Source organism: Agrobacterium vitis, assembly GCF_014926405.1.
Taxonomy (GTDB): domain Bacteria; phylum Pseudomonadota; class Alphaproteobacteria; order Rhizobiales; family Rhizobiaceae; genus Allorhizobium; species Allorhizobium vitis_H.
Window position 1 is genome coordinate 3214580 of record NZ_JACXXJ020000005.1, and the last position, 20592, is coordinate 3235171.

A 20592-nucleotide genomic window follows, 5' to 3' on the forward strand; every position below is an offset into this window, starting at 1 on the left:
TTGATTGGCTGTCAACCGGACATAAATCTGAAATATCTATGCAAATTTGGGCGAAAGAGGAAATAAGCCTTTTGGTGCGTCCGAGACGAATTGCCGATCCCCCAAACCGCTCCACACTTTTGACTGACAAACCCTAGGTGTTTTGAAAAGTCTGAAGCTCCTGTAATGCGCAATGTAAACCTGCCTCCGTCAGCGCCACTACATGCGGCCCTTCGGTATAGACCAGCAAACAATCGATCACCTTTCCCGGATAGAGCGGCTTCAGCAATTCGCGGTAGATTGCAAGCTGTGCCGAATGGGACAGTGGCACTTCACTTTCCTGACGCGGCGGCTGCCGGTTGGTCTTGTAATCCAGCAGAATCACTTTCTCGTTCGTAACCGCCATTCGGTCCACTCGCGCCGAGACGGCGCGCTGTTCTGCGCCAAGCCGGATGGTGCCCATCAGCGAAAACTCCGTCTGCGCATGGCTGGAAAACACCTCGCTCAAGGCCGGATGATCAAGGATAGCCAAAACACTATCCACCAAGCGGACGCGCTCATGGGCGGGCCAGAACCGGGCGGCGCGCTCGCCATAACGGCGGGCGGCGGCCATCCGTTCATCGGCAGGCAGGCCCGGCAGCATTTGCAGCATCCGGTGCACCAATCGGCCCTTTTGCAGGGCAAGGCCTGCATCTTCACCCTTGCTAAACAGCGGTGAGCGCAGCATCAGGTCGCCGTCCTCGTCATTCACCTCGATCCCGGCCCCTGATGGGCTTAAAGGCCGTGGCAAACGCGGCGGTGGCGGCGCCGGGCGCAGCAGCGCCTCCGGCAAGGCTTCCAACTGCCGTTTTTCCGGGCGTTTTTCCTGTCGTTCGAAGCGGCCCGGAACGACGGCATTTTCCCAGAGCAGCCCGGTCCAGTCGCCTTCCGGCCCGCCAAAGCGTTGCTCCCGGCACCGTTCTGTATCAAGCATCAGGGCCGACCAGACCATCTGGTGCCAGATTTCGGTCTGCACCTGCTTGCCACGATAGCCGCAGACCACCAGCCGGTCGGCAGCCCGCGTCATGCCGACATAGAGCAGGCGTCGATATTCCTCCTCAATGGCCTGTTTTCGCTTTGCCACGTCCTCAGCGGTCAGAGGATTATCAACCGCTTTCACCGGCACCCAAACGGGGCATTCCGGGGGCTGCGCTCCGGTCTCGATCATCCGAAATTTTGGCAGATGCGTATGGTTGAAGGCTTTGGAGCCATCATCGACCAGAAACACGATTGGCGCTTCCAGCCCCTTGGAGGCATGAACGGTCATGATGCGCACCTCGCTGCGCTCCTTGTCCTGTTCGCGCTTTACCTCAGGCGCTTCCTGCTCCAGCGTGGTGATGAAGGATTGCAGGCCCGGCAGGCCCGCCTGCTCATGGGAGAGAGTAAAGGTCAGGAACTCATCGATGATGTCGCTAACCTCGCTGCCAAGTCGAGCCAGAAAGTCGCGTCGGCCTCCCAGGGGACCAAGCACCCGACCATAGAAATCATGCGGCAGAAGATCCCGCGCCAAGGCGAGATAGCGGTGCAAACGGGCAAGGGCCACCTGCCATTTTTCTGATCCGGCCTCCGCCAGCCGGGCAATCTCGGCAAAGACAGAGATTTCACCGCGCCGCGCTGCCACTTCGAATACATCGTCTTCGCTCAGGTTGAACAACGGGCTTTTCAGCAGCGCCGCCAGCGACAGGTCATCGGCGGTGAACAGCACGAACCGCCCCAGCGCCAGCAGATCCTGCACGGCAATATGGCCGGTCAGCCGCAACCGGTCGGCTCCAGCCACAGGAATATTGCTGCGCCGCTTCAAGGCTCGCGTCAGCGCATTGACGAAAGCGCCGCGTTTGCGCACCAGAATGAGGATGTCGCCTGCTTCTATGGACCGCTCCACACCCTTTTCCACGATGGTCTCGCGGGCCAGCATGATCTCGATCCGCTGGGCGATCCGCCGCGCCAACATGGCCGAAGGGGCATTTTCCGGCGTTGCATCGAAGGGGGCGGTCCAATCCTCCTCACTGTCGCTGCCTTCCGGCGCGATCATTTCCCAGACTTCGACCGCGCCGGGATGGCCGATGCGGCTCGACATATGCACCACTGGTTCCGCAACCGCCGAAAGGCCCCGGGCATTCTCGGTAACCGAAAACACCTGGTCAACGGCTGACAACACGGCATTGGTGGAGCGGAAGGATAGCGGCAGGCGCACCGCGCTAAAGCTTTCGCCGCCACGCGCCACTTCCTGTTCGGTCTCGCGGGCTTCCTGTGAAAACCGTTCCGGCTTTGCGCCTTGGAAGGAGTAGATCGATTGCTTCTCATCACCAACAGCAAAGAAGGTGCGGCGCACCGGACGGGCGCTCTGGCCGGAGAAAAAATCTTCGCGCAGCGAGCGGATCACCGACCATTGTACCGGGCTGGTATCCTGCGCCTCATCGACCAGAATATGGTCGATGCCCTGATCCAGCTTGTAATGCACCCAGGGGCCAACCGTGCTGCGGGTCAGAAGCTCGGCGGTGCGGGCAATCAGATCCTCGAAATCCAGTTGGCTGCTGCGCTTTTTCAACTCTTCATAATCATGGTCCAGCCGCTCGGCCAGCGTTAGCGCCGCCCGTGTTGCCTTGAACAGCCGAAGCAGCCGCAGGCGTTCGCGGCAGGCGACGACATGGTCGCGGGCCGCAAAAATCGCCTCCGACAGATAAGGAGCCGCCTTGTTCATGGCGGCGGCGATCAGCGAACGGTCGGCTTTCGGCTTGTCGGAGCCCGTGTAAAAGGCCTCTTCCAGCAATTGCGCCCGCACGAGCGAATCAGGCTGGCGCACGGCGCGCTCCAGCGTCAGGGCGACGCCTTGGACAAGGGAACCGCCCTTGGTGAGTGCCAGATCGATATAGGTGGAAAGCTGCGGCCCCGCGAGGCTGGGAAGCGGCCAATAGGCCTCGGCCAGCGATATCTCGGTTTCTTCAGGCTGAAGGCCCAAGGCATTGCGCAAAGCACTCTCCACGCCGCCCTTTCGACGGGCTACCGCCAGAAAGCCGCGTACCGCATGGCGGTTGGAAACGATGTCAGACAGCAGGTTTTCCAGCCCGAATTCATCGCCAAGGCTCAACACTTCGGCAAAGGCTTCGGCGAGGTTTGCATCGTCTTCGGCAGCGGTCGCCGTCAGCAGCGACCGGCGGGCATCGGCCAAAAGCACCGAGGCCGCGCGGTCGTCCAGCACCGAAAAATGCCCGGCCACATTGGCTTCCAGCGGAAACTGGTGCAGCAGCGCCTCGCAAAAGGCGTGGATGGTCTGGATTTTCAAGCCGCCCGGCGTTTCCAGGGCGCGGGCAAACAGCCGTCGCGCCTCGGCAATCTTCATACGGTCAGGCGGTTGGCGTTCAATGGTTTCGATACGGCGGGCAAGCTCTTCGTCGGGAAGGGTCGCCCATTCGGCAAGCCGGTCGAACACCCGGTTCGACATTTCAGAGGCCGCCGCCTTGGTATAGGTCAGGCAAAGAATCGAAGAGGGTCGCGCACCCGCCAGCAGCAGGCGAATCACCCGCTGCGTCAGCACATGGGTCTTGCCAGACCCGGCATTGGCCGAGACCCAGGCAGACCGGGCCGGATCGGAGGCCAGCGATTGCTGCCGGGTGGTCCAGTCAATGGGGTCATCGCCATCGCGCAGCATGTCCGGATCAGTCATCGCTGCTGCTCTCCTCTGCCGCTTCAGCGGTGGACCATTCAGCGACGCGGGCCAGATGATCGTAGTCGCCGCTGAAATCATTCATCATCGCTGGCATCAGCCGCGAGACATAGCCGCGCTCACCCGATTGCAGCAGGGTGACGAAGCGGGTCAGTTGCGCGATGGATTCCTGCGCCAGATCCAGTGCCGACTTTGCCTTGTCGCCCTTGCCGGTCAGCTCGTTATTAACCTGATCGGCCTTAAAGCGCCCGCCGGGCCGAAGCCGGACATAAATCAAATTATCCGGATTCAGCCGTCCGACATCCTTGAAGGCCCCCATGGTCAGGGCCGCAGCTTCCAAAGCCAATTGCGGATCAAGCAGGCTGCGGGCCTGGGAAACGCTGGGGTTAAGACCGGTTTTGTAATCGATGATATCGGCGTGCCCGGCCCGGATATCGATCCGGTCGGCAATACCAGTGAGCCGGATATCGATCTCGCCGAGTTCCACCCCGGCGCGGGCTTCCGTCACCAGCTTGGCCGGATCACGCTGGCGCTGCCACTCGATAAAGGCGAGGCCAACCTCAGAGAAGCGCTTGCGCCAGACGACGTGAATATGCGGTGGCAGATTTCCCTCGGCAAACAGCGTGTCGGCAATCTCGCTCATCAACTGTTCAGCGTCAGGCCCCAGCTTTTCGGGCATACGCGCCACGAATTGCTCAACAATCGCATGGTAGAGCGTGCCGCGTTCGGAGGCGCCGGGATCGCTGTTGAACGGTTCAACCGGATCGAGCTTCAGAATGCGGCGGGCATAGATCGAATAGGGATCGCGCCTGAGACGCCCGACCTCGCTGAAGGAATAGGTTTTCGGATGCAGATCGGCCGGTGGCTTTGGCTGCGGGCGTTGGGCGGCGGCTTGATCTGCGCCTTTATCGAGCAACTCGGCAAAATGACGGTAGCGCTCCCCTCTGGCTTTCAGCGTCTCTGCAAAATCCTTGCCACCCAGCGCCAGCAGCCTTTGCAGCCAGCGGGAGGCAACGGTGGGGGCCGATCCCTGCCGCAGGGCGCGGCAATAGATCAGTTGGCGGGTGCCATTGGCCATTTCGAAGTCATGGGCAAGCTGGCCGATCTGCCGTTCCGGCGGCTCCAGTCCCATTTCGGTTTTCATGCTGCGCGACAGAAATGGATTATTGGTGGTGGTGCCGGGCCATGATCCTTCGTTCAACCCACCGAGGATCATCGTATCGACGTTTTGCAGACGCGATTCCAGCGCACCGAAGATGAACACGCGCGGATGGCGCAGCGATTTCGGCTTGACCGATTCGCTGGCGGTCAGTGCCGCGACAATCTCGATCCATTGCGGACCATCGGCGCTCAACTGACCATCGGTTTCCATAATTTCGCTAAGCAGTCGCGCCAAAACGGCACCGGCTTCATTGGCCCAAAGAGGAGCAAGATCACCCTCATCGGTGCGAGCCACAGCCTCCAGCACCTGACCGGTGCGCTCGGCCCATTCCCTCAAAGACAAACGGGTGGTGAAATGGTGACCATCCGGCTTGGCGACGACATGACCGGCAAGCGGTTCCACCGCCTCTGCGATTGCCTCGGCCAGTATCCGTGCTTGCTGCCGGGTCTGATTGGTAAAAGAGCGCCGCCAGGCTGGCGGATGGCGGTCATCGAACTGGGCGACCACCTGTTCATCGAACAGCGGTGCCAGCGCGGCGATGTCGATGGCACCGGTGCCGCCGCGCAGCGCAATGGCCTCCAAAGCGTCGGCGGCTTCACGATGTCCATCGTCGCTCAAGCCAAAACGGGCGAGTGGGTGCTTAAGTAAGGAGACGATGGCAACGGGATCGCCGGGCCGCAACACCGCTTCCAGCACCAGCACCAGCAACGTGCCCTGCGGCGTCGCCGAAAATGGCGTACCCGCCGAATCGTCGGCCTCGATGCCGAATCGGGCCAGTTCCGAAGCAACCCGACGCGCAAGGTTGCGGTCAGGGGTAATCAGCGCGGCGCGGCTTTCTCCGCCATCGGCACCGGGCCGCTCCAGGGCCAGCCTGAGGGTAATGGCGATGGCAATCGCCTCTTCCCGCTCGTTGGCCGCCTCAATCAGCGCCACATCGGCAAAGGCGGCCTGAAACCTGTTATCCCCGAATGCCTGCCGCCAGGCGGTCCATTGGTCAGTTGCCTTGGCAGGCGACAGCGCCCGGGAGAGAATTTCGCTGCGGTCAGCAAGGTCTGGTTCTGCCTCTTCCAGCACGCCCACGTCGTCACGGGTCAAGCCGAGACGGCCTAAGAGCCGGTGCAGACCGTATTGCGGATGGGTGCGGGCAGTTGGCTCCGGCGGCATGCCGGGAGGCTGTTCACCCCCAACGCTTTGCCACTGATCATCCGGCATGGCCTTGTCCAACCCCGGCAGCACGATCACCCCTTGGGGCAAGCGCGCCACCGCCGCGATCAGCTCGGACGCAGCAGGAATCGAGCCGGTCGAGCCCGCGACGATCACCGGATGAGGATCAGAAAGGTGACCAACACGGTCGCGTTCGGTGCGCAGCAAGGCATTGCGGTGGAGAACCGGCGAAGACCGGTTCAACTCTTCCAGCCGGGCTGGCCAATAGGCGCTGGCTATGCCGAGGAAAGCCAGCGTTAGCTGCCACCAGGAGGCAAAATCACGGGCATCGAGCTTGTCGAGATCGGCCCAGTCACGCTCCTCGGTTTCCACCGAATCGATCAGTTCCACCAGCGCCCGCGCCAGCCACACGGCATCCGCCGGGCTGGCCGGAGCGACAAGCGGGGTTTCGGTGTGAATGCTCAACACGATATCCGGCAGCTTGTTGCGCCACGCAAGAATCAACTGCGCCAGTTCCAGCAGCCGCACCGTATTGCTGATCGGCGGGTTCAACGCCAGCAGCGCCGGGGTTTCCGCGTCAAAATAACTGGCATCGTCCTCGGCTTCACCCAGGGGCTTGATCATCGGCAGAATGGCGGATTGGCCACCCAGCACCTCAACGAACTGAGCGCGCAGCACGCGCACCGCACGCCGGGTCGGCACCAGGATCGTGACCTTGGACAGGGACAGGGGATCGGCTGGATCATAGCGAAAGCCGGGGGCGAGACGGCCATCGCACAGGGTCTCGGCAATCAGCCGCAGGAAAGGCCGATCCGGGGGAATAGTGAAGATGCGGGCTTGCAGGCTGGACATTATTTCAGATGTCCTTTGGCTGGCGGGCCAGCACCGTTTCCGCCTCTTCAATCGCCTCCGGCGTACCAACTGTCAGCCAATGGCCCTGAAGCATCAGCCCGAACAACCGCCCCTTGGCAATGGCCCGGTCAAAATAGATATTGAGATTGAAAGCATCCTGCGGCGCATCGTCTAAAAGGGCGTGCTCCATGGCCAAAGCCCCGGCATAGACCACCGGGTTTGGATCGCCCGCCTGGTAGCGGGTCAGCCTGCCATCAGCACCGAGGTTGAAATCATTCTTGCCATTATGGCCGGTGGTCTGTTCCAACGTGACGCATAGCATCAGCATATCCATCTGCGCCGGGTCAAAGGTTTCCGCCAGTCTTTGCAGATTGGTGGGTTGGTCCTTCGGCTCACCGATCCAGAACAGGTCGGCATTCATCACCAGCAACGGGCCGGGAGCCAGATGCCTGATGCCTTTGGCCAGTCCGCCGCCATTGTTCATCAAGCCATCGCGCTCATCGGAAATCACGATGCTCGGCTGATCGCGCCCGGCCAGATGCGCCAGCATTTTCTCTGGAAAATGGTGAATGTTGACCACAGCGGTTTCTACGCCCGCCTGTTGCAAATGATCCAGCGCATAATCCACCAGCGTCTTGCCCGCCACCCGCACCAGAGGCTTCGGCAGGGTTTCGGTGATGGGACGCATTCTTGTGCCGAGCCCTGCGGCCAGCACCATGGCTTGGGAAATCTTCATGGCTCTCGTATCTGTCAGCGATCTGCGGCATCGCTCGTGTGTGACGCATCATCTTTACGAGACACGCTCTATCGCAAATCCCGCCAGAGAACCACTGTCGAGAGGACCAGAACCACTGTTCCAGGGGATGAAGATTCAAGCGCGCGGCAACAGGCCGTGTGTCAAAAGCCAGTCTTTCAAAGGCGTGAGCGCCTCATGCTCCAGCACGCCGCCGAGATAGGCGAGCGTCCGGGGCATATGCTGCATATAGCCGGGCTTGCCATCGCGTTTCATCAGCCGCACCCAAAGCCCGACCAGCTTGCAATTGCGCTGAGCAGCCATAATGGCGAAATCCCGTCGAAAAGCGCTTTCATCAAATCCGGCTTCGGCACGGCGCAGCGCCAGATAATGCTCAAGCAGCCGCTTTTGCAGCTCCGGTTCGATGGTGACACGTGCATCCTGAATCAGGGAGGCGACGTCATAGGCAGCCGGACCGATCATCGCATCCTGGAAATCGATCAGGCCGACGCGGGCGATGCCCTGTTTTCCTTCCTGCCAAAGGAGATTCGGGGAATGGACATCGCGCAGCACCAGACTGCTGCGGTCACTGATCTGGCTAAACATGTCCGACCAGAGAGCGAGATAGGCTTGGCGTTCCTCGTCATCGGGCTGTCGTCCGAGCGAAGAGGGCATATACCAATCAAGCAGCAATTCCGTCTCGAACGCCATGGCCGCTGCATCGAAATCGGGAATGCGGTGGATATGGTCAGGCGAGACAGAAATTTCACGTGAAACATTTTGCCCATGCAGGAAAGCAAGCGCGGCAGCAGCTTCCATATAACGCTCGGCGACCGGCTGACCCTGTGCATCCAGAATGCCGTCCTGACCGAGATCTTCGATCAGTAAAATGCCATCGGAGTCACTGGCATAAATCTTGGGGACGGTAAGCCCCGCATCCTTCAACAGTTGATCGATAGCCACGAAAGCCCGGTGGTCTTCTGCCAGATGCACGAGTTCCGGGTAGGTCTTGCCGAGGCGGATGATCGGTGTGGCCGGTCGTTTGGGGCTGTCCATCACGATGCGCTGCGATTGACCGTCCATCCTTGCCGTTTCATAGGCGCGGTAGTCCGCATCACCAGTCAGGAAGCGGCGTCGGGCGCCCGCCATGCCATTGGCATCGAGGAAAGTGCGGATAGCGAGCACCCGCCGGATTCGGCTCAGCCTGTCCTCAGGCCCGCTGATGGTCAGTTGACGCCCGCCATCCGGGGGGAAACCGTAATGCAGGCCGATTGTCGTCTTCGGCAGCCGGCCTTCGGCCCGTTCTGGCCATTCGACGAGGCAAATGCCGGTATCCAGCGCCTCATCAAAGCCCAGCTCATCAAGCTCGGAAGCATCACCCAGCCGGTAGAGATCAAAGTGAGCAGCGGGAATGCGCAACTCATAGCTTTGGACCAGCGTGAAAGTCGGGCTTGGCACTTCCAGATCATCGTCATCGGCCAAGGCCCGCAGCAATGCTCTTGCAAGGGTAGACTTTCCCGCTCCGAGATCACCATGCAGGGCAAGGCAGTCCCCCCGCTTCAGGGCAAGCGCCAGATCTTCCCCGAGCTGGATCGTCGCCGCCTCATCGGCAAGCGAAAGATGAAGCGATATCTCTAATCCTGTCATTCTGCGGCGACGGAATGGACGAGCACACCGGACGGAATTCGGCAAAGAACCGTGGTGCCTTGGTTGGGAACACTGTTGATCGACACGGTGCCGTTATGCAGATGCACGAAGCTTTCGACAATCGACAGGCCAAGGCCAGCCCCGGTGCGCTTGCCACCCTTGGCATTCGAGGAAAAACGCTTGAACACCGATGGCAGCATATCTTCTGGAATGCCGCATCCGGTATCGGAAACCGAAAATACGAAGTCGGCATCTTCGCGCCAGCATTTCAGCACGACCTTGGCGCCTTCGGGCGAGAAGTTCACGGCATTGGTGATGATCTTGATCAGGATCTGCTTCAGCCGTTGCTGGTCGGCGACAATGTCGCCCAGATGCGACGGAGCAAGGATTTCCAGCGTCACGCCGCCTTCCTGCAACCGGTCGGTCATCTGCATCGACACATCGTCCAGAAGATCGGTGAGATCGATATCCGAATAGGTCAGCCGCATGATGCCGGCATCGACTGTGGCAAGGTCGAGAATGTCGTTGACGATGGTCAGCAGAACGGCAGACGAGGTGGAAATATGATCGACATATTCCCCCTGCCGTTCATTGAGCGGACCGATGGCCGTCGATTTCAACAGATCGGTAAAGCCGATGATATTGGTGAGCGGCGAGCGCAGTTCATAGGAAATATGCTGGACGAAATCGTTCTTCAACTCGTCAGCCTTGCGCAGGGCTTCATTCTTTTCAAGCAGCGCCCGTTCCGCCCGAACGCTGTCGGTAATGTTGACGAAGGTCAGCATCGTCTGGGCATTGGGCAGCGGGATGACAGCGTAATCCAGCACCAGGCCGGACATCAGCTCAATCGTACCTTGGCTGGACGGCCGCTCATCCTCGAAACTGGTAATCATCTTGCCGAAGGCGCGCCATCCATCCGGTTTTTCATAGGATAGAGCACAGGCCTCTTCGATGGCGCGGATATGGGTGCCTGGTGCGGCCTGCGTCTCGGTAATGCCCCAGAGCGCCCGGAAGGCCGGATTGGACAGCCGGATTCGGCCATCAGGACCAAAAACGGCAACGCCTTCGGACAGATGATCGATGGTTTCACCCTGAACCCGGACCAGCGTATTATAGCGGGTTTCGAGATCCACCTGTTCGGTGAGGTTCTCAAACACCCAGGTGGCGCCGCCCTGCGGATGGGCAGAGGCGATGACGCGTAGGGTCTGGCCGTTGGGCAGGTGCCATAGCACGGTCTGGGTATCGATGGAGCGGTAGACAGAAAGGGTGTTTTCCTTCCATGCCTTCCAGCTCAACTGTTCCGGCAACTTGCCGGCGCTGCGCAGCCGGTCCAGCAATTCGGCATGGTCGGGGCGAGATTCGAGGAAAGCAAGATCCAGATCCCAGAGCTGCTGGAAGGCCTGATTGTAGAATTGCAGCCGCCGTTCGCCGTCGAAAATCGCCACGGGCGTTGCCAGATGATCCAGCGTTTCGGCGTGGCTTTTCAAGGTGCGGCTCAATTCCTCGCGCAGCGCCTCTTCACGCGATACGTCGATGGCCATGCCGCAAGAGCCCTTCGGCGTCTTGGTATCGACCACAGAAAAGAACGTGCGGTTGCCATGCACGACGGTGGAAACCGTATCGTGGTAAGGCGAAATCGGCGTCAACGTCGCCCGGATCTTTTCCCGGGTAATGGTGTTGAGGATTTCACGGCCTTCCTGTATGGCCTGATCAGGGGTCAGCGCTTCAACGGCATCGCTATAGGCCTGATTGACCCAGACCAGCCGCCCCTCGGAATCGCGCTGCCAGACGGGTTGTTCGACGGATTCCAGCAGGCTTTCGAAGGTTTCGATGGCGGTGGAGAGCCGGGTCTTTTCGATCTTCAGCTCGGCCAGTTCGGCGCGCAGATTATTGAGCGCCACGAAACGGGCAAAGGCCCGCCCGCCGGAAACACGGCCCTGCACTTCCAGCACCTCGTCGCGATAGGTCTCGACGATCAGGTCAAAGCTCTGGGCGTTAAAGCGCAGTTTCTCAATGGCATTGTCCAGGTCGGCGGCCGAACCGGGCTTCATCCAGCGGCCAAAGGCCAAGAAATCGCCTTCGGTCTGGGGTGCGCCGGTTTCAACGGGCAATTGGCCCAGCTGTTCCGGCTTGGTTTCACCACCGTCCCAGATGACGATGCGACGGTTCTTGTCGGCAATCAGCGCCTGATAACGGGAAATGCGCTGGTTGGCATCCGACAGGGCCGATCGTATCTCCCGGCTATCCGCCTCGATACTGTTGCGCTGACGCACCAGCCAGAGTGTGGACAGAAGCGTCGCGGAAATCGCGCCGATTACCAGGGAAAGGCCAATCATTTCAGTGGATGAAAACGTGCCGATGCCGCCCGCATTCAGCTGCGGCACGGCAATCGTTTGCGCTAGGGCAGAATGGCACACGAGCCCACCAGCAAGAACCGTGCTCCCGTGCAGCCACCAGCGCGATAAACGCAGGAAGCCACGTCCGGCGATGCCGCTGGCCGCGCCTGCGCTGGGTCCTGTGTCCCCGAAGGACGCAGATTCGGCGCGCATGGTTTTACCCGCGCTTCCCCGTAGGCCCGTCCTTCCCCGTAGGCCCGTCCTTCCCCGTAGGAACGGGTATTTCTTCTGAACCGTCATTTCCGGTCTGTCTCCGTCCACTGTGCCGCAATTCCGACAAGACATCCCCATTTCGCGTGTGCACATGCCGAATGCATCACCCGAGGGTGACGTCATGCAAACGGCTTTTTGCTTCACGGGGTCATAGGCAGCGTGACCGGAAAAAATCGGCCACCACACACTGCCTGCGCACCTGCGAGGCACACGAATCAAGTTTTAAAACAATACTGTGGATAAGATTTTGAAAAAAGGGGCAAAGAAAAAAAGAAATCGCAGCCTTTGTCAAGGCCGCGATTTCTATATCTTGTGTATATCTGGCTACGGATTAGTATCTGTAGTGGTCAGCCTTGAACGGGCCAGATGGCGTGACACCAATATAGGAGGCCTGTTCGTCAGAAAGTTCAGTCAATCTGACGCCGAGCTTTTCCAGATGCAGGCGTGCGACCTTTTCATCGAGATGTTTCGGCAGAACGTAAACCTGGTTCTTATAGGCGTCGGGCTTGGTGAAAAGCTCGATCTGGGCCAGAACCTGGTTGGTGAACGACGCGCTCATCACGAAGGACGGATGGCCCGTGGCATTGCCGAGGTTGAGCAATCGGCCTTCCGAAAGCAGGATCATCCGGTTGCCCGCCGGGAATTCGATCATGTCGACCTGCGGCTTGATGTTAACCCATTTCAGGTTCTTCAGCGCGACAACCTGAATTTCGTTGTCGAAATGGCCGATATTGCCAACAATGGCCATGTCCTTCATCTCGCGCATATGCTCGATGCGAATGACATCCTTATTGCCGGTCGTGGTGATGAAGATATCCGCCGTCTTGACGACATCTTCAAGCCGCACCACTTCAAAACCGTCCATAGCGGCCTGCAAAGCGCAGATCGGATCCACTTCCGTGACCTTGACGCGGGCGCCAGCGCCGCTCAACGACGCAGCCGAGCCCTTGCCGACATCACCGTAGCCGCAAACCACGGCAACCTTGCCGGCCATCATCACGTCGGTGGCGCGACGAATGCCGTCGACCAGCGATTCCTTGCAGCCGTATTTGTTGTCAAACTTCGACTTGGTAACGGAATCGTTGACATTAATAGCAGGGAAAGGCAGCAGGCCCTTTTGGCTGAGCTGGTAGAGGCGGTTGACGCCTGTCGTGGTTTCTTCGGTGACACCCTTGATGGCGTCACGCTGTTTGGTAAAGAAGCCCGGTGTTGCTGCCAAGCGCTTCTTGATCTGCGCGAACAGGATTTCTTCTTCTTCGGACGAAGGGTTGACCAGAATATTTTCACCGGCTTCGGCGCGCGCACCAAGCAGGATATACATGGTGGCGTCGCCGCCATCGTCGAGGATCATGTTGGACTGGCCACCATCAGTCCATTGGAAGATCCGGTCGGTATAATCCCAATATTCCGTCAGGCTTTCACCCTTGACGGCAAAGACCGGCACGCCCGAGGCAGCGATTGCGGCGGCGGCATGGTCCTGGGTGGAAAAGATGTTGCAGGATGCCCAGCGTACCTCGGCGCCCAGCGCCGTCAACGTCTCGATCAGCACAGCTGTCTGAATGGTCATGTGCAGCGAACCGCTGATGCGGGCGCCCTTTAGCGGCTTGGTTTCGCCAAGCTCCGAGCGGCAGGACATCAGGCCCGGCATTTCGGTTTCGGCAATATCCAATTCCTTGCGACCGTAATCCGCAAGGCCGATATCGGCGACGATGTAATCCTGTACAGTGCTCATGGCGTTCTCCAGACCGGGTTGAAACGCAAGGCCAGCGCCCATCCGAAAAGATGGCCAGGCCTATGCGCCGCCCGCCATTCTGCGGCAGGCCAGTGTCATCCGTGTATCAGGGAACGTCGGGGAAGGCAATAATCACATAAAGAGGTCTTTATATCTTTATGTTCGATCTTGGTTTACATTTCCTCGCCAAACTTGTCGCGCACCAGCGCATCCAGCGTGTCGATTGCCTTTTCAGCCTCTTCGCCTGAGGTAACGACGGTAATCGTGCAGCCGGGGCTCGCCGCCAACATCATCAGACCCATGATCGAGGTTCCGCCGACGGTGGTTCCATCCTTGCTGACGGTGACTTCGGCATTAAAGCCCTGCACCGTCTGGACGAATTTGGCGGACGCCCGGGCATGAAGGCCGCGCTTGTTGACGATCAGCAGGTCTCTGGTGAAGGAGGTCATATTACCCGCCGTTCCTATTTGCCGCTCAGAACGCGGCTGGCCACATTGATGTATTTGCGGCCGGCTTCCGACGCATCGACGAGTGCTTTTTCCATGTCATTCTCGCCGCGCACTCCCGCCAGCTTGATCAGCATGGGCAGGTTGACGCCGGCGATCACTTCGATCCGCCCGGTATTCATCACCGAAATTGCGAGATTGGAAGGCGTTCCCCCGAACATATCCGTCAGGATGATCACCCCATGCCCATCATCGGCGCGCATCACAGCATCCAGGATATCCTGGCGGCGCTGATCCATATCGTCCTCCGGACCGATACAGATTGTCTCGATGAATTTCTGCGGACCAACGACATGTTCCACGGCATAATGAAATTCTTCAGCCAGCTTGCCATGGGTGACAAGCACAAGTCCGATCATTCGCTTATAGCTCCCTGCTCAACTGCTGACCGCCAGTTATCGCACTGCAATAGTTTCGTCCACCAATCTGTTGTCTCGCAAGGCACGCGTTGGCACAAGAAAAGCCCTATTTGAAAATCCAACACACAACCTTTACGCGCAACAACACCTTGTTGATCAACGATAACTTACCCCTGAAGTCTGTCAGGTTCGGTTTGAACCTGACACCCTCTCGCTTATCTTGCTTTCGTTTGTCTTTTTGGGAAAACCTCGTTCAACTTCTCCCTGACAAACTCCAATATTGTCCGATCAATTCTGTGCAGTGCATCTTGGCGATGAAAACACGAAGTGCAAGTGCAAAATAGTCTTGATGCCACGCCTTTAATCTGACGCCCACGCCTCCAGCAACCATTGCAGCCCCGCAACGCTTGGATGATGAGCTGGGCATAGGCGAAGGACAGGTAAGGATTGACCCGGAAAAAAACACCTGCTTTCAGCGCTTTGCGGCAGGCGTTCCGTCATCGACGATGGCTCGACCGAAAGGACGACGGCATCGATCACCGCCGCATCGAGGCTTGGAACGGTCACCAATCCGCTGAATCGGATTTCCATCAACCCGGCAATTGTCTGGGGTCGGGACGCGATCAATCTGCCGCCTCGGGCTTCCAGCCATACCCTATCGTCGGCCACCAGAGCGGCAAAAAGGCCATTTTGCCACGCATTTTCCAGCAGGAGGCGGGCCAATTGCGACTTCCCCGACCCACTCGGCCCCATGATCAAATAGCCTCGCCTGCCCAGCACGACACCGGTTGCATGCAGGTTGAGCCGGCTCTCGTTCATGGAGATGGCTCTGCCGGCAGGGTCAGGATGAAGCGGGCCCCGAGGATCCGTGCAGTTTCCGGCTCCAGGATGTTTTCAGCCCGCAACGATCCGCCATGCGCCTCGGCGATCTGCCGGCTGATGGAGAGGCCAAGCCCTGAATTCTGGCCGAAGCTTTCGCCATCGGGACGGTCGGTATAAAAGCGCTCGAAGATCCGGTCGATATTCTCGACCAGGATACCGGGACCGTTGTCTTCCACCTGCACGACGCAGCGGCTGCGGGTGCGCGACAGGCGCACAACGATGCGCCCTTCCTTTTCAGGTACGAAGGAACGGGCATTTTCAATCAGGTTGGTGACGATCTGGCCAATACGCAGGTCATGACCGTTGATGATATAGCGGACCTTCTGGCCCTGCTTGTGCTCCACGACATATTCGATATCGACCGGCTTCTTGCTGCTGCGGATCTGCCTGGAAATCTCCACCAGATTGCCAAGCACGACTTCCATATCGACCGGTGCCGCGTCGGTACGCGCCAGTTCTGCATCCAGCCGCGAGGCATCCGAGATATCGCTGATCAACCGGTCAAGCCGGCGGACGTCATGCTGGATCACATCCAGAAGCCGCTGCTTCGAGACATCGGTCTTGGCAAGCGGCAGGGTTTCAACAGCGCTGCGCAGCGACGTCAGCGGATTTTTCAACTCGTGACTGACATCGGCGGCAAAACTCTCGATGGCATCGATCCGGTCGTAAAGTGCCGTGGTCATTTCCCGCAGGGCCACCGACAGATTGCCGATTTCATCCTGGCGCGCAGAGAAATCCGGGATTTCCTCCCGCTCCTTGGCGCCGCGCCGGACGCGAATGGCCGCTGCCGACAGGCGCCGCAGCGGATTGGCAATGGTCGAGGACAGCAGCAGAGAAAGCACGATATTGACCAGCGTGGCCACGCCGAACACCCGCAGGATCGCCAGGCGTTCCGCATGGACGATCTTGTCGATATCGCCAGCCTGGGTGGATAGCAAAAGCACGCCGAGCACGGCGCGGAAACGCTGGACCGGCACCGCCACGGAAACAATCAACTCGCCCTGTTCGGTCACGCGCACCACGGCACCGCGCACCCCGGTTAGCGCATTCATCACTTCAGGGTAGATTGATCCATCCCCGCCCGGCGCTTCCTTGTAGAGCGGCACATTGCTCGGTTGCAGCATGCGATTGAATTGCTTGGCCAGCCATTCCGTCCAGCTGCCGGTATCCCCCTCGACGGGTGGAAGATCGTAACGCAGCACCTGACCGCGGGAATAGAGATGGCGCGAATCCAGCAGCAGATTGGCATCGGCATCAAACAGCCGCGCCCTGGTGCGGGTCGGCGAAATCAGGCGGCGCAGCACGGGGGCGACCCGCTCCGGCTTGATGGGAAATTCCAGGTCTTCGTCATTCGGCACCGGGGTAATGCTTTGCCCCGCCTGCAATTCCAGCAGCTTTTGCGGATCGATGGTGATGGAATTGGTATCCACCGATGCCGAGGCAGAAATCGCTCCGGCAATAATTTCCCCCTGGGTCAGCAGGCTTTCCACCCGCGCATCGATCAGCCCTTCGCGAAACTGATTGAGATACATGATACCAGCGACCAGAACGATCAGCGCCGCAAGATTAAAGAAAACGATCCGTCGCGTCAGACTGGAGAAAACGGCATTGCCGAAGATGCGTCTGATCAAGGTAAAGGGATGAGAAAAGGACAGGCGCAAGGGCAGCCTGCGGCTCTCGCCGGGATCCCCGTCCTTATCGTCCATAGGCCTTTTGGATAGAATTCCCCTCACACGGCACACTTATCCTGTGGGACAATCGAATCCCACCGAATACCGTCATGTCTGCCGTCAACGTTCATTCTCAACCGGGCCTGGTCCTAGAGTTTGTCAGGGAAACCGGTTTTCCCGAAAAGACAAACGAAAACAAGAGAATTGAGAGCATGCCTGGTTCAATCTGAACCTGCCAGGCTCTCAATCCGCAAGCAATGCCCGCAGGCGGCATCAGGCCGTTTCGCGGAAGCGGTATCCAACGCCGTACAGCGTTTCGATCATGTCGAAATCATTGTCCACCATTTTGAACTTCTTTCGCAGGCGCTTGATATGGCTGTCAATGGTGCGGTCATCGACATAGACCTGTTCGTCATAGGCGGCATCCATCAGCGCGTCGCGGCTTTTCACCACGCCGGGCCGCTGGGCCAGCGAATGCAGGATCAGAAATTCAGTGACTGTCAGCGTGACCGGATCGCCTTTCCAGGTGCAGGTATGGCGCTCCTGGTCCATGACCAGTTGGCCGCGCTCCAGGTTGCGGGCCTGCTGCTCGGCAGCACTCTTGACATTGCCGGGTGCGTTTCCAGTCTCGCGATTGGCCGCACGGCGCAGAATGGCCTTGACCCGCTCCACCAGCAGGCGCTGCGAAAACGGCTTGGTGATGAAGTCGTCGGCCCCCATTTTCAAGCCGAACAATTCATCGATTTCCTCATCCTTGGAGGTCAGGAAAATCACCGGGATATCGGACTTCTGACGCAGGCGGCGTAAAAGCTCCATCCCATCCATGCGCGGCATCTTGATATCGAAGATTGCCAGCTGTGGCGGCCGCGCCAGAAGCCCGTCCAGCGCCGAAGCTCCATCCGTATAGGTTTCGACCTTATAGCCCTCGGCTTCGAGAGCGATCGAAACCGACGTCAGAATATTCCGGTCGTCGTCAACAAGCGCAATTGTCTGCATGCCGTTTATCTCCGTCATTACCGATTGCCGTCACCGCCCATCAAGAAGGTGACGGCCCGCAGCCCCATTCCATATAGGGGCCGCGAAGCGCTTCATGAGGGTAAAGGTGGAACAAATTGTGGCAAAGATAAAGGAGGCTGGCGTCTCCGGCTTCAACCCCGTCTCGTTTCGACGGCAAAAGACAAACGCGCATCGCCTTTAAACTGAACCGATTTAAAACTAACATACCAGTTTAAAACGATTAAATATATGATATTATTGATGTTTTCAAGATTTTACTCTTGCGTTTTTAAAATTCGGTCATTAGCGTTGACCCATAATTATCTAGCTATCCCGCTGAAGAAGGAATTGCATCATGGAGGAGCTTGGAGTGAACAATAGCCGTCTTGGGATCGAGACCATTGGCTTGGGCAAGGCCGCCAATGTCCATTATAATCTGCTGCACGCCGCCCTTTATGAGCATGCGATCCGCAATGGTGAAGCCGTGCTGACAGCGGACGGCGCGCTTTTGGCCGAGACCGGACAGCATACGGGCCGCTCGCCCAAGGACAAGTTCATCCTGCGTGACGCCAATACCGACAGCCAGATCTGGTGGGACAATAACAAGCCGATGTCGAAGGAGCATTTCGACATTCTGCATCAGGACATGCTGGCGCATGTGGCTGGCAAGACCCTGTTCGTCCAGGATCTGATTGGCGGCGCCGATGCCGCCAACGCTTTGCCAACCCGCGTGGTAACGGAACTCGCATGGCATTCGCTGTTTATTCGTAACTTGCTGATTCGTCCGGAACGCGCCGCGCTTGCCGATTTCGAAGCGAAATTCACCATTATCGACCTGCCCAGCTTCAAGGCTGATCCGGCCCGTCATGGCTGCCGCACCGAAACGGTCATCGCCTGCGACTTCACCAACAATATCGTGCTGATCGCCGGTACCTACTATGCCGGTGAAATGAAGAAGTCGGTGTTCACGGCGCTCAACTACATGCTGCCCGCCAAACAGGTCATGCCGATGCATTGCTCGGCCAATGTTGGCCCGGCTGGCGATTCGGCTGTGTTCTTCGGTCTGTCCGGCACCGGCAAAACCACGCTGTCGGCTGATCCGGCCCGCACGCTGATTGGCGATGACGAGCATGGTTGGGGCGAAGACGGCATCTTCAACTTCGAAGGCGGCTGCTACGCCAAGACCATCCGTCTGTCGGCAGAAGCTGAGCCGGAAATCTACGCCACCACCAAGCGGTTCGGCACGGTGCTGGAAAATGTTGTTCTGGATGAAAACCGGGTCCCGGATTTCAACGATGGCTCGAAGACCGAAAATACCCGTTGCGCCTATCCGCTGAACTTCATTCCCAATGCCTCGCCCACCGGCCGCACCGGGCATCCGAAGACCATCATCATGCTGACCGCAGATGCCTTCGGCGTCATGCCGCCGATCGCCAAGCTGACACCAGAACAGGCGATGTACCACTTCCTTTCCGGCTACACTGCGAAAGTGGCTGGCACGGAGCGCGGCGTAACCGAGCCGGAAGCAACCTTCTCGACCTGCTTCGGCGCACCGTTCATGCCGCGTCATCCGGCAGAATATGGCAATCTGCTCAAGGAGTTGATTGCCCGCCACGAAGTGGATTGCTGGCTGGTCAACACTGGCTGGACCGGCGGTGCCTACGGCGTTGGTAACCGTATGCCGATCAAGGCAACTCGGGCGCTGCTGACGGCGGCTCTCTCCGGTGAGTTGAAGAAGGTCGAGTTCCGCACCGATGCCAATTTCGGTTTCGCGGTACCGGTTTCTGTCGAAGGCGTCGATACTAGCATTCTCGACCCCCGCTCGACCTGGGCAAATGGGGCAGACTATGACGCGCAGGCCAAGAAACTGGTCGGCATGTTCATCGCCAATTTCGAGAAATTCGAAGCCCATGTGGACAGCAATGTTCGCGATGCGGCTCCGGTTCTGGCTGTTGCTGCGCAGTAAACGTTTCACGTGTGACGATTTGGAAAGCCCGGCGATGATCATCGCCGGGCTTTTTCCATGGTGCATCTGCTCCAGAAAAACAGCACGGAAATCCAGTTATGATACCAGAGAGCCGAGATTTGCCTGAACTGGCGTTTTCCGCTACAGCCTCACGGCGAAAAGGCTGGACAGGACCATGGCGAGCGAACCGCTCTATATCAATGACAGGATTACGATTGCCGGTTGGGAACTGACCGAGCAATTCGTGCTGGCTGGTGGTCCGGGTGGGCAAAATGTCAACAAAGTCTCGACCGCCGTCCAATTGTTCTTCCCGCTGACAAGCTCTCCCTCGCTCCCGGACCGTATCAAGACCAATGCCATCAAATTGGCAGGCCGACGGCTGTCCAAAGAAGGCGTGTTGTTGATCGCGGCCAGCCGCTTTCGAAGCCAGGAGCGAAATCGGGAAGATGCCCGCGAACGGCTAAAGGAATTGCTGCTCGAAGCAGCCAAACCGCCGCCACCGCCGCGCCGGAAGACCAAACCCACCAAGGGTTCGATCGAACGTAGGTTGAGGGCAAAGGTGGGACGCGGCGAAATCAAGAAAATGCGCGAGAAACCGGGGCAGGATTGATCGCTTTCCAAGCGTGGAAGAC

13 protein-coding genes are annotated in these 20592 nt (G+C 58.8%); 2 read left to right on the top strand and 11 right to left on the bottom strand.

Annotated features, from left to right (window positions below; all coding sequences use genetic code 11):
- Window positions 1-133 precede the first annotated feature (133 nt).
- From addA to IEI95_RS26380, 11 genes are all read right to left on the bottom strand, one after another.
- Window positions 134-3682 (bottom strand): double-strand break repair helicase AddA, encoded by a 3549-nt coding sequence (gene addA, locus IEI95_RS26330; RefSeq protein ID WP_156531642.1) that lies wholly within the window; start codon window positions 3680-3682, stop codon window positions 134-136.
- Window positions 3675-6860, bottom strand: coding sequence for a double-strand break repair protein AddB (addB, locus tag IEI95_RS26335; protein WP_194417204.1), 3186 nt, complete (start codon window positions 6858-6860; stop codon window positions 3675-3677). The genes addA and addB overlap by 8 nt, the downstream gene beginning before the upstream one ends.
- A 4-nt stretch (window positions 6861-6864) precedes the next feature.
- The gene (locus IEI95_RS26340; protein WP_156531644.1) at window positions 6865-7596 is read right to left on the bottom strand and encodes a nucleotidyltransferase family protein; all 732 of its coding nucleotides are present in this window, start codon (window positions 7594-7596) and stop codon (window positions 6865-6867) included.
- Window positions 7597-7731: 135 nt separating this feature from the next.
- On the bottom strand, window positions 7732-9240 hold the full coding sequence (gene tsaE / locus IEI95_RS26345; protein WP_156531645.1) for a tRNA (adenosine(37)-N6)-threonylcarbamoyltransferase complex ATPase subunit type 1 TsaE: 1509 nt from the start codon (window positions 9238-9240) through the stop codon (window positions 7732-7734).
- Complete coding sequence (locus tag IEI95_RS26350) at window positions 9237-11789, bottom strand: sensor histidine kinase (RefSeq protein WP_420360089.1); 2553 nt, start codon at window positions 11787-11789, stop codon at window positions 9237-9239. Before IEI95_RS26350 ends, tsaE begins: the two co-directional genes overlap by 4 nt.
- 391 nt (window positions 11790-12180) lie before the next feature.
- Window positions 12181-13581, bottom strand: a complete 1401-nt coding sequence (ahcY, locus tag IEI95_RS26355) for an adenosylhomocysteinase (protein ID WP_156531647.1) — start codon at window positions 13579-13581, stop codon at window positions 12181-12183.
- A 173-nt stretch (window positions 13582-13754) separates the two neighbouring features.
- Window positions 13755-14030: an HPr family phosphocarrier protein gene (locus IEI95_RS26360; RefSeq protein WP_012654539.1), complete on the bottom strand. Its 276-nt coding sequence runs from the start codon at window positions 14028-14030 to the stop codon at window positions 13755-13757.
- 14 nt (window positions 14031-14044) lie between these two features.
- On the bottom strand, window positions 14045-14446 hold the full coding sequence (locus IEI95_RS26365; RefSeq protein ID WP_012654538.1) for a PTS sugar transporter subunit IIA: 402 nt from the start codon (window positions 14444-14446) through the stop codon (window positions 14045-14047).
- Window positions 14447-14806: 360 nt separating this feature from the next.
- Complete coding sequence (locus IEI95_RS26370) at window positions 14807-15265, bottom strand: HPr kinase/phosphatase C-terminal domain-containing protein (protein ID WP_156531648.1); 459 nt, start codon at window positions 15263-15265, stop codon at window positions 14807-14809.
- The gene (locus IEI95_RS26375; protein WP_012654536.1) at window positions 15262-17034 is read right to left on the bottom strand and encodes a sensor histidine kinase; all 1773 of its coding nucleotides are present in this window, start codon (window positions 17032-17034) and stop codon (window positions 15262-15264) included. Before IEI95_RS26375 ends, IEI95_RS26370 begins: the two co-directional genes overlap by 4 nt.
- A gap of 237 nt (window positions 17035-17271) precedes the next feature.
- Window positions 17272-17994, bottom strand: a complete 723-nt coding sequence (locus IEI95_RS26380) for a response regulator transcription factor (RefSeq protein WP_087729524.1) — start codon at window positions 17992-17994, stop codon at window positions 17272-17274.
- A gap of 355 nt (window positions 17995-18349) precedes the next feature.
- Here IEI95_RS26380 and IEI95_RS26385 point away from each other — a divergent pair, with 355 nt between their 5' ends.
- A complete protein-coding gene (locus IEI95_RS26385; protein ID WP_194417205.1) occupies window positions 18350-19960 on the top strand; it encodes a phosphoenolpyruvate carboxykinase in 1611 nt (536 codons plus the stop codon).
- 175 nt (window positions 19961-20135) lie between these two features.
- Complete coding sequence (gene arfB, locus IEI95_RS26390; RefSeq protein ID WP_194417206.1) at window positions 20136-20570, top strand: alternative ribosome rescue aminoacyl-tRNA hydrolase ArfB; 435 nt, start codon at window positions 20136-20138, stop codon at window positions 20568-20570.
- The last annotated feature ends 22 nt before the right edge of the window (window positions 20571-20592 follow it).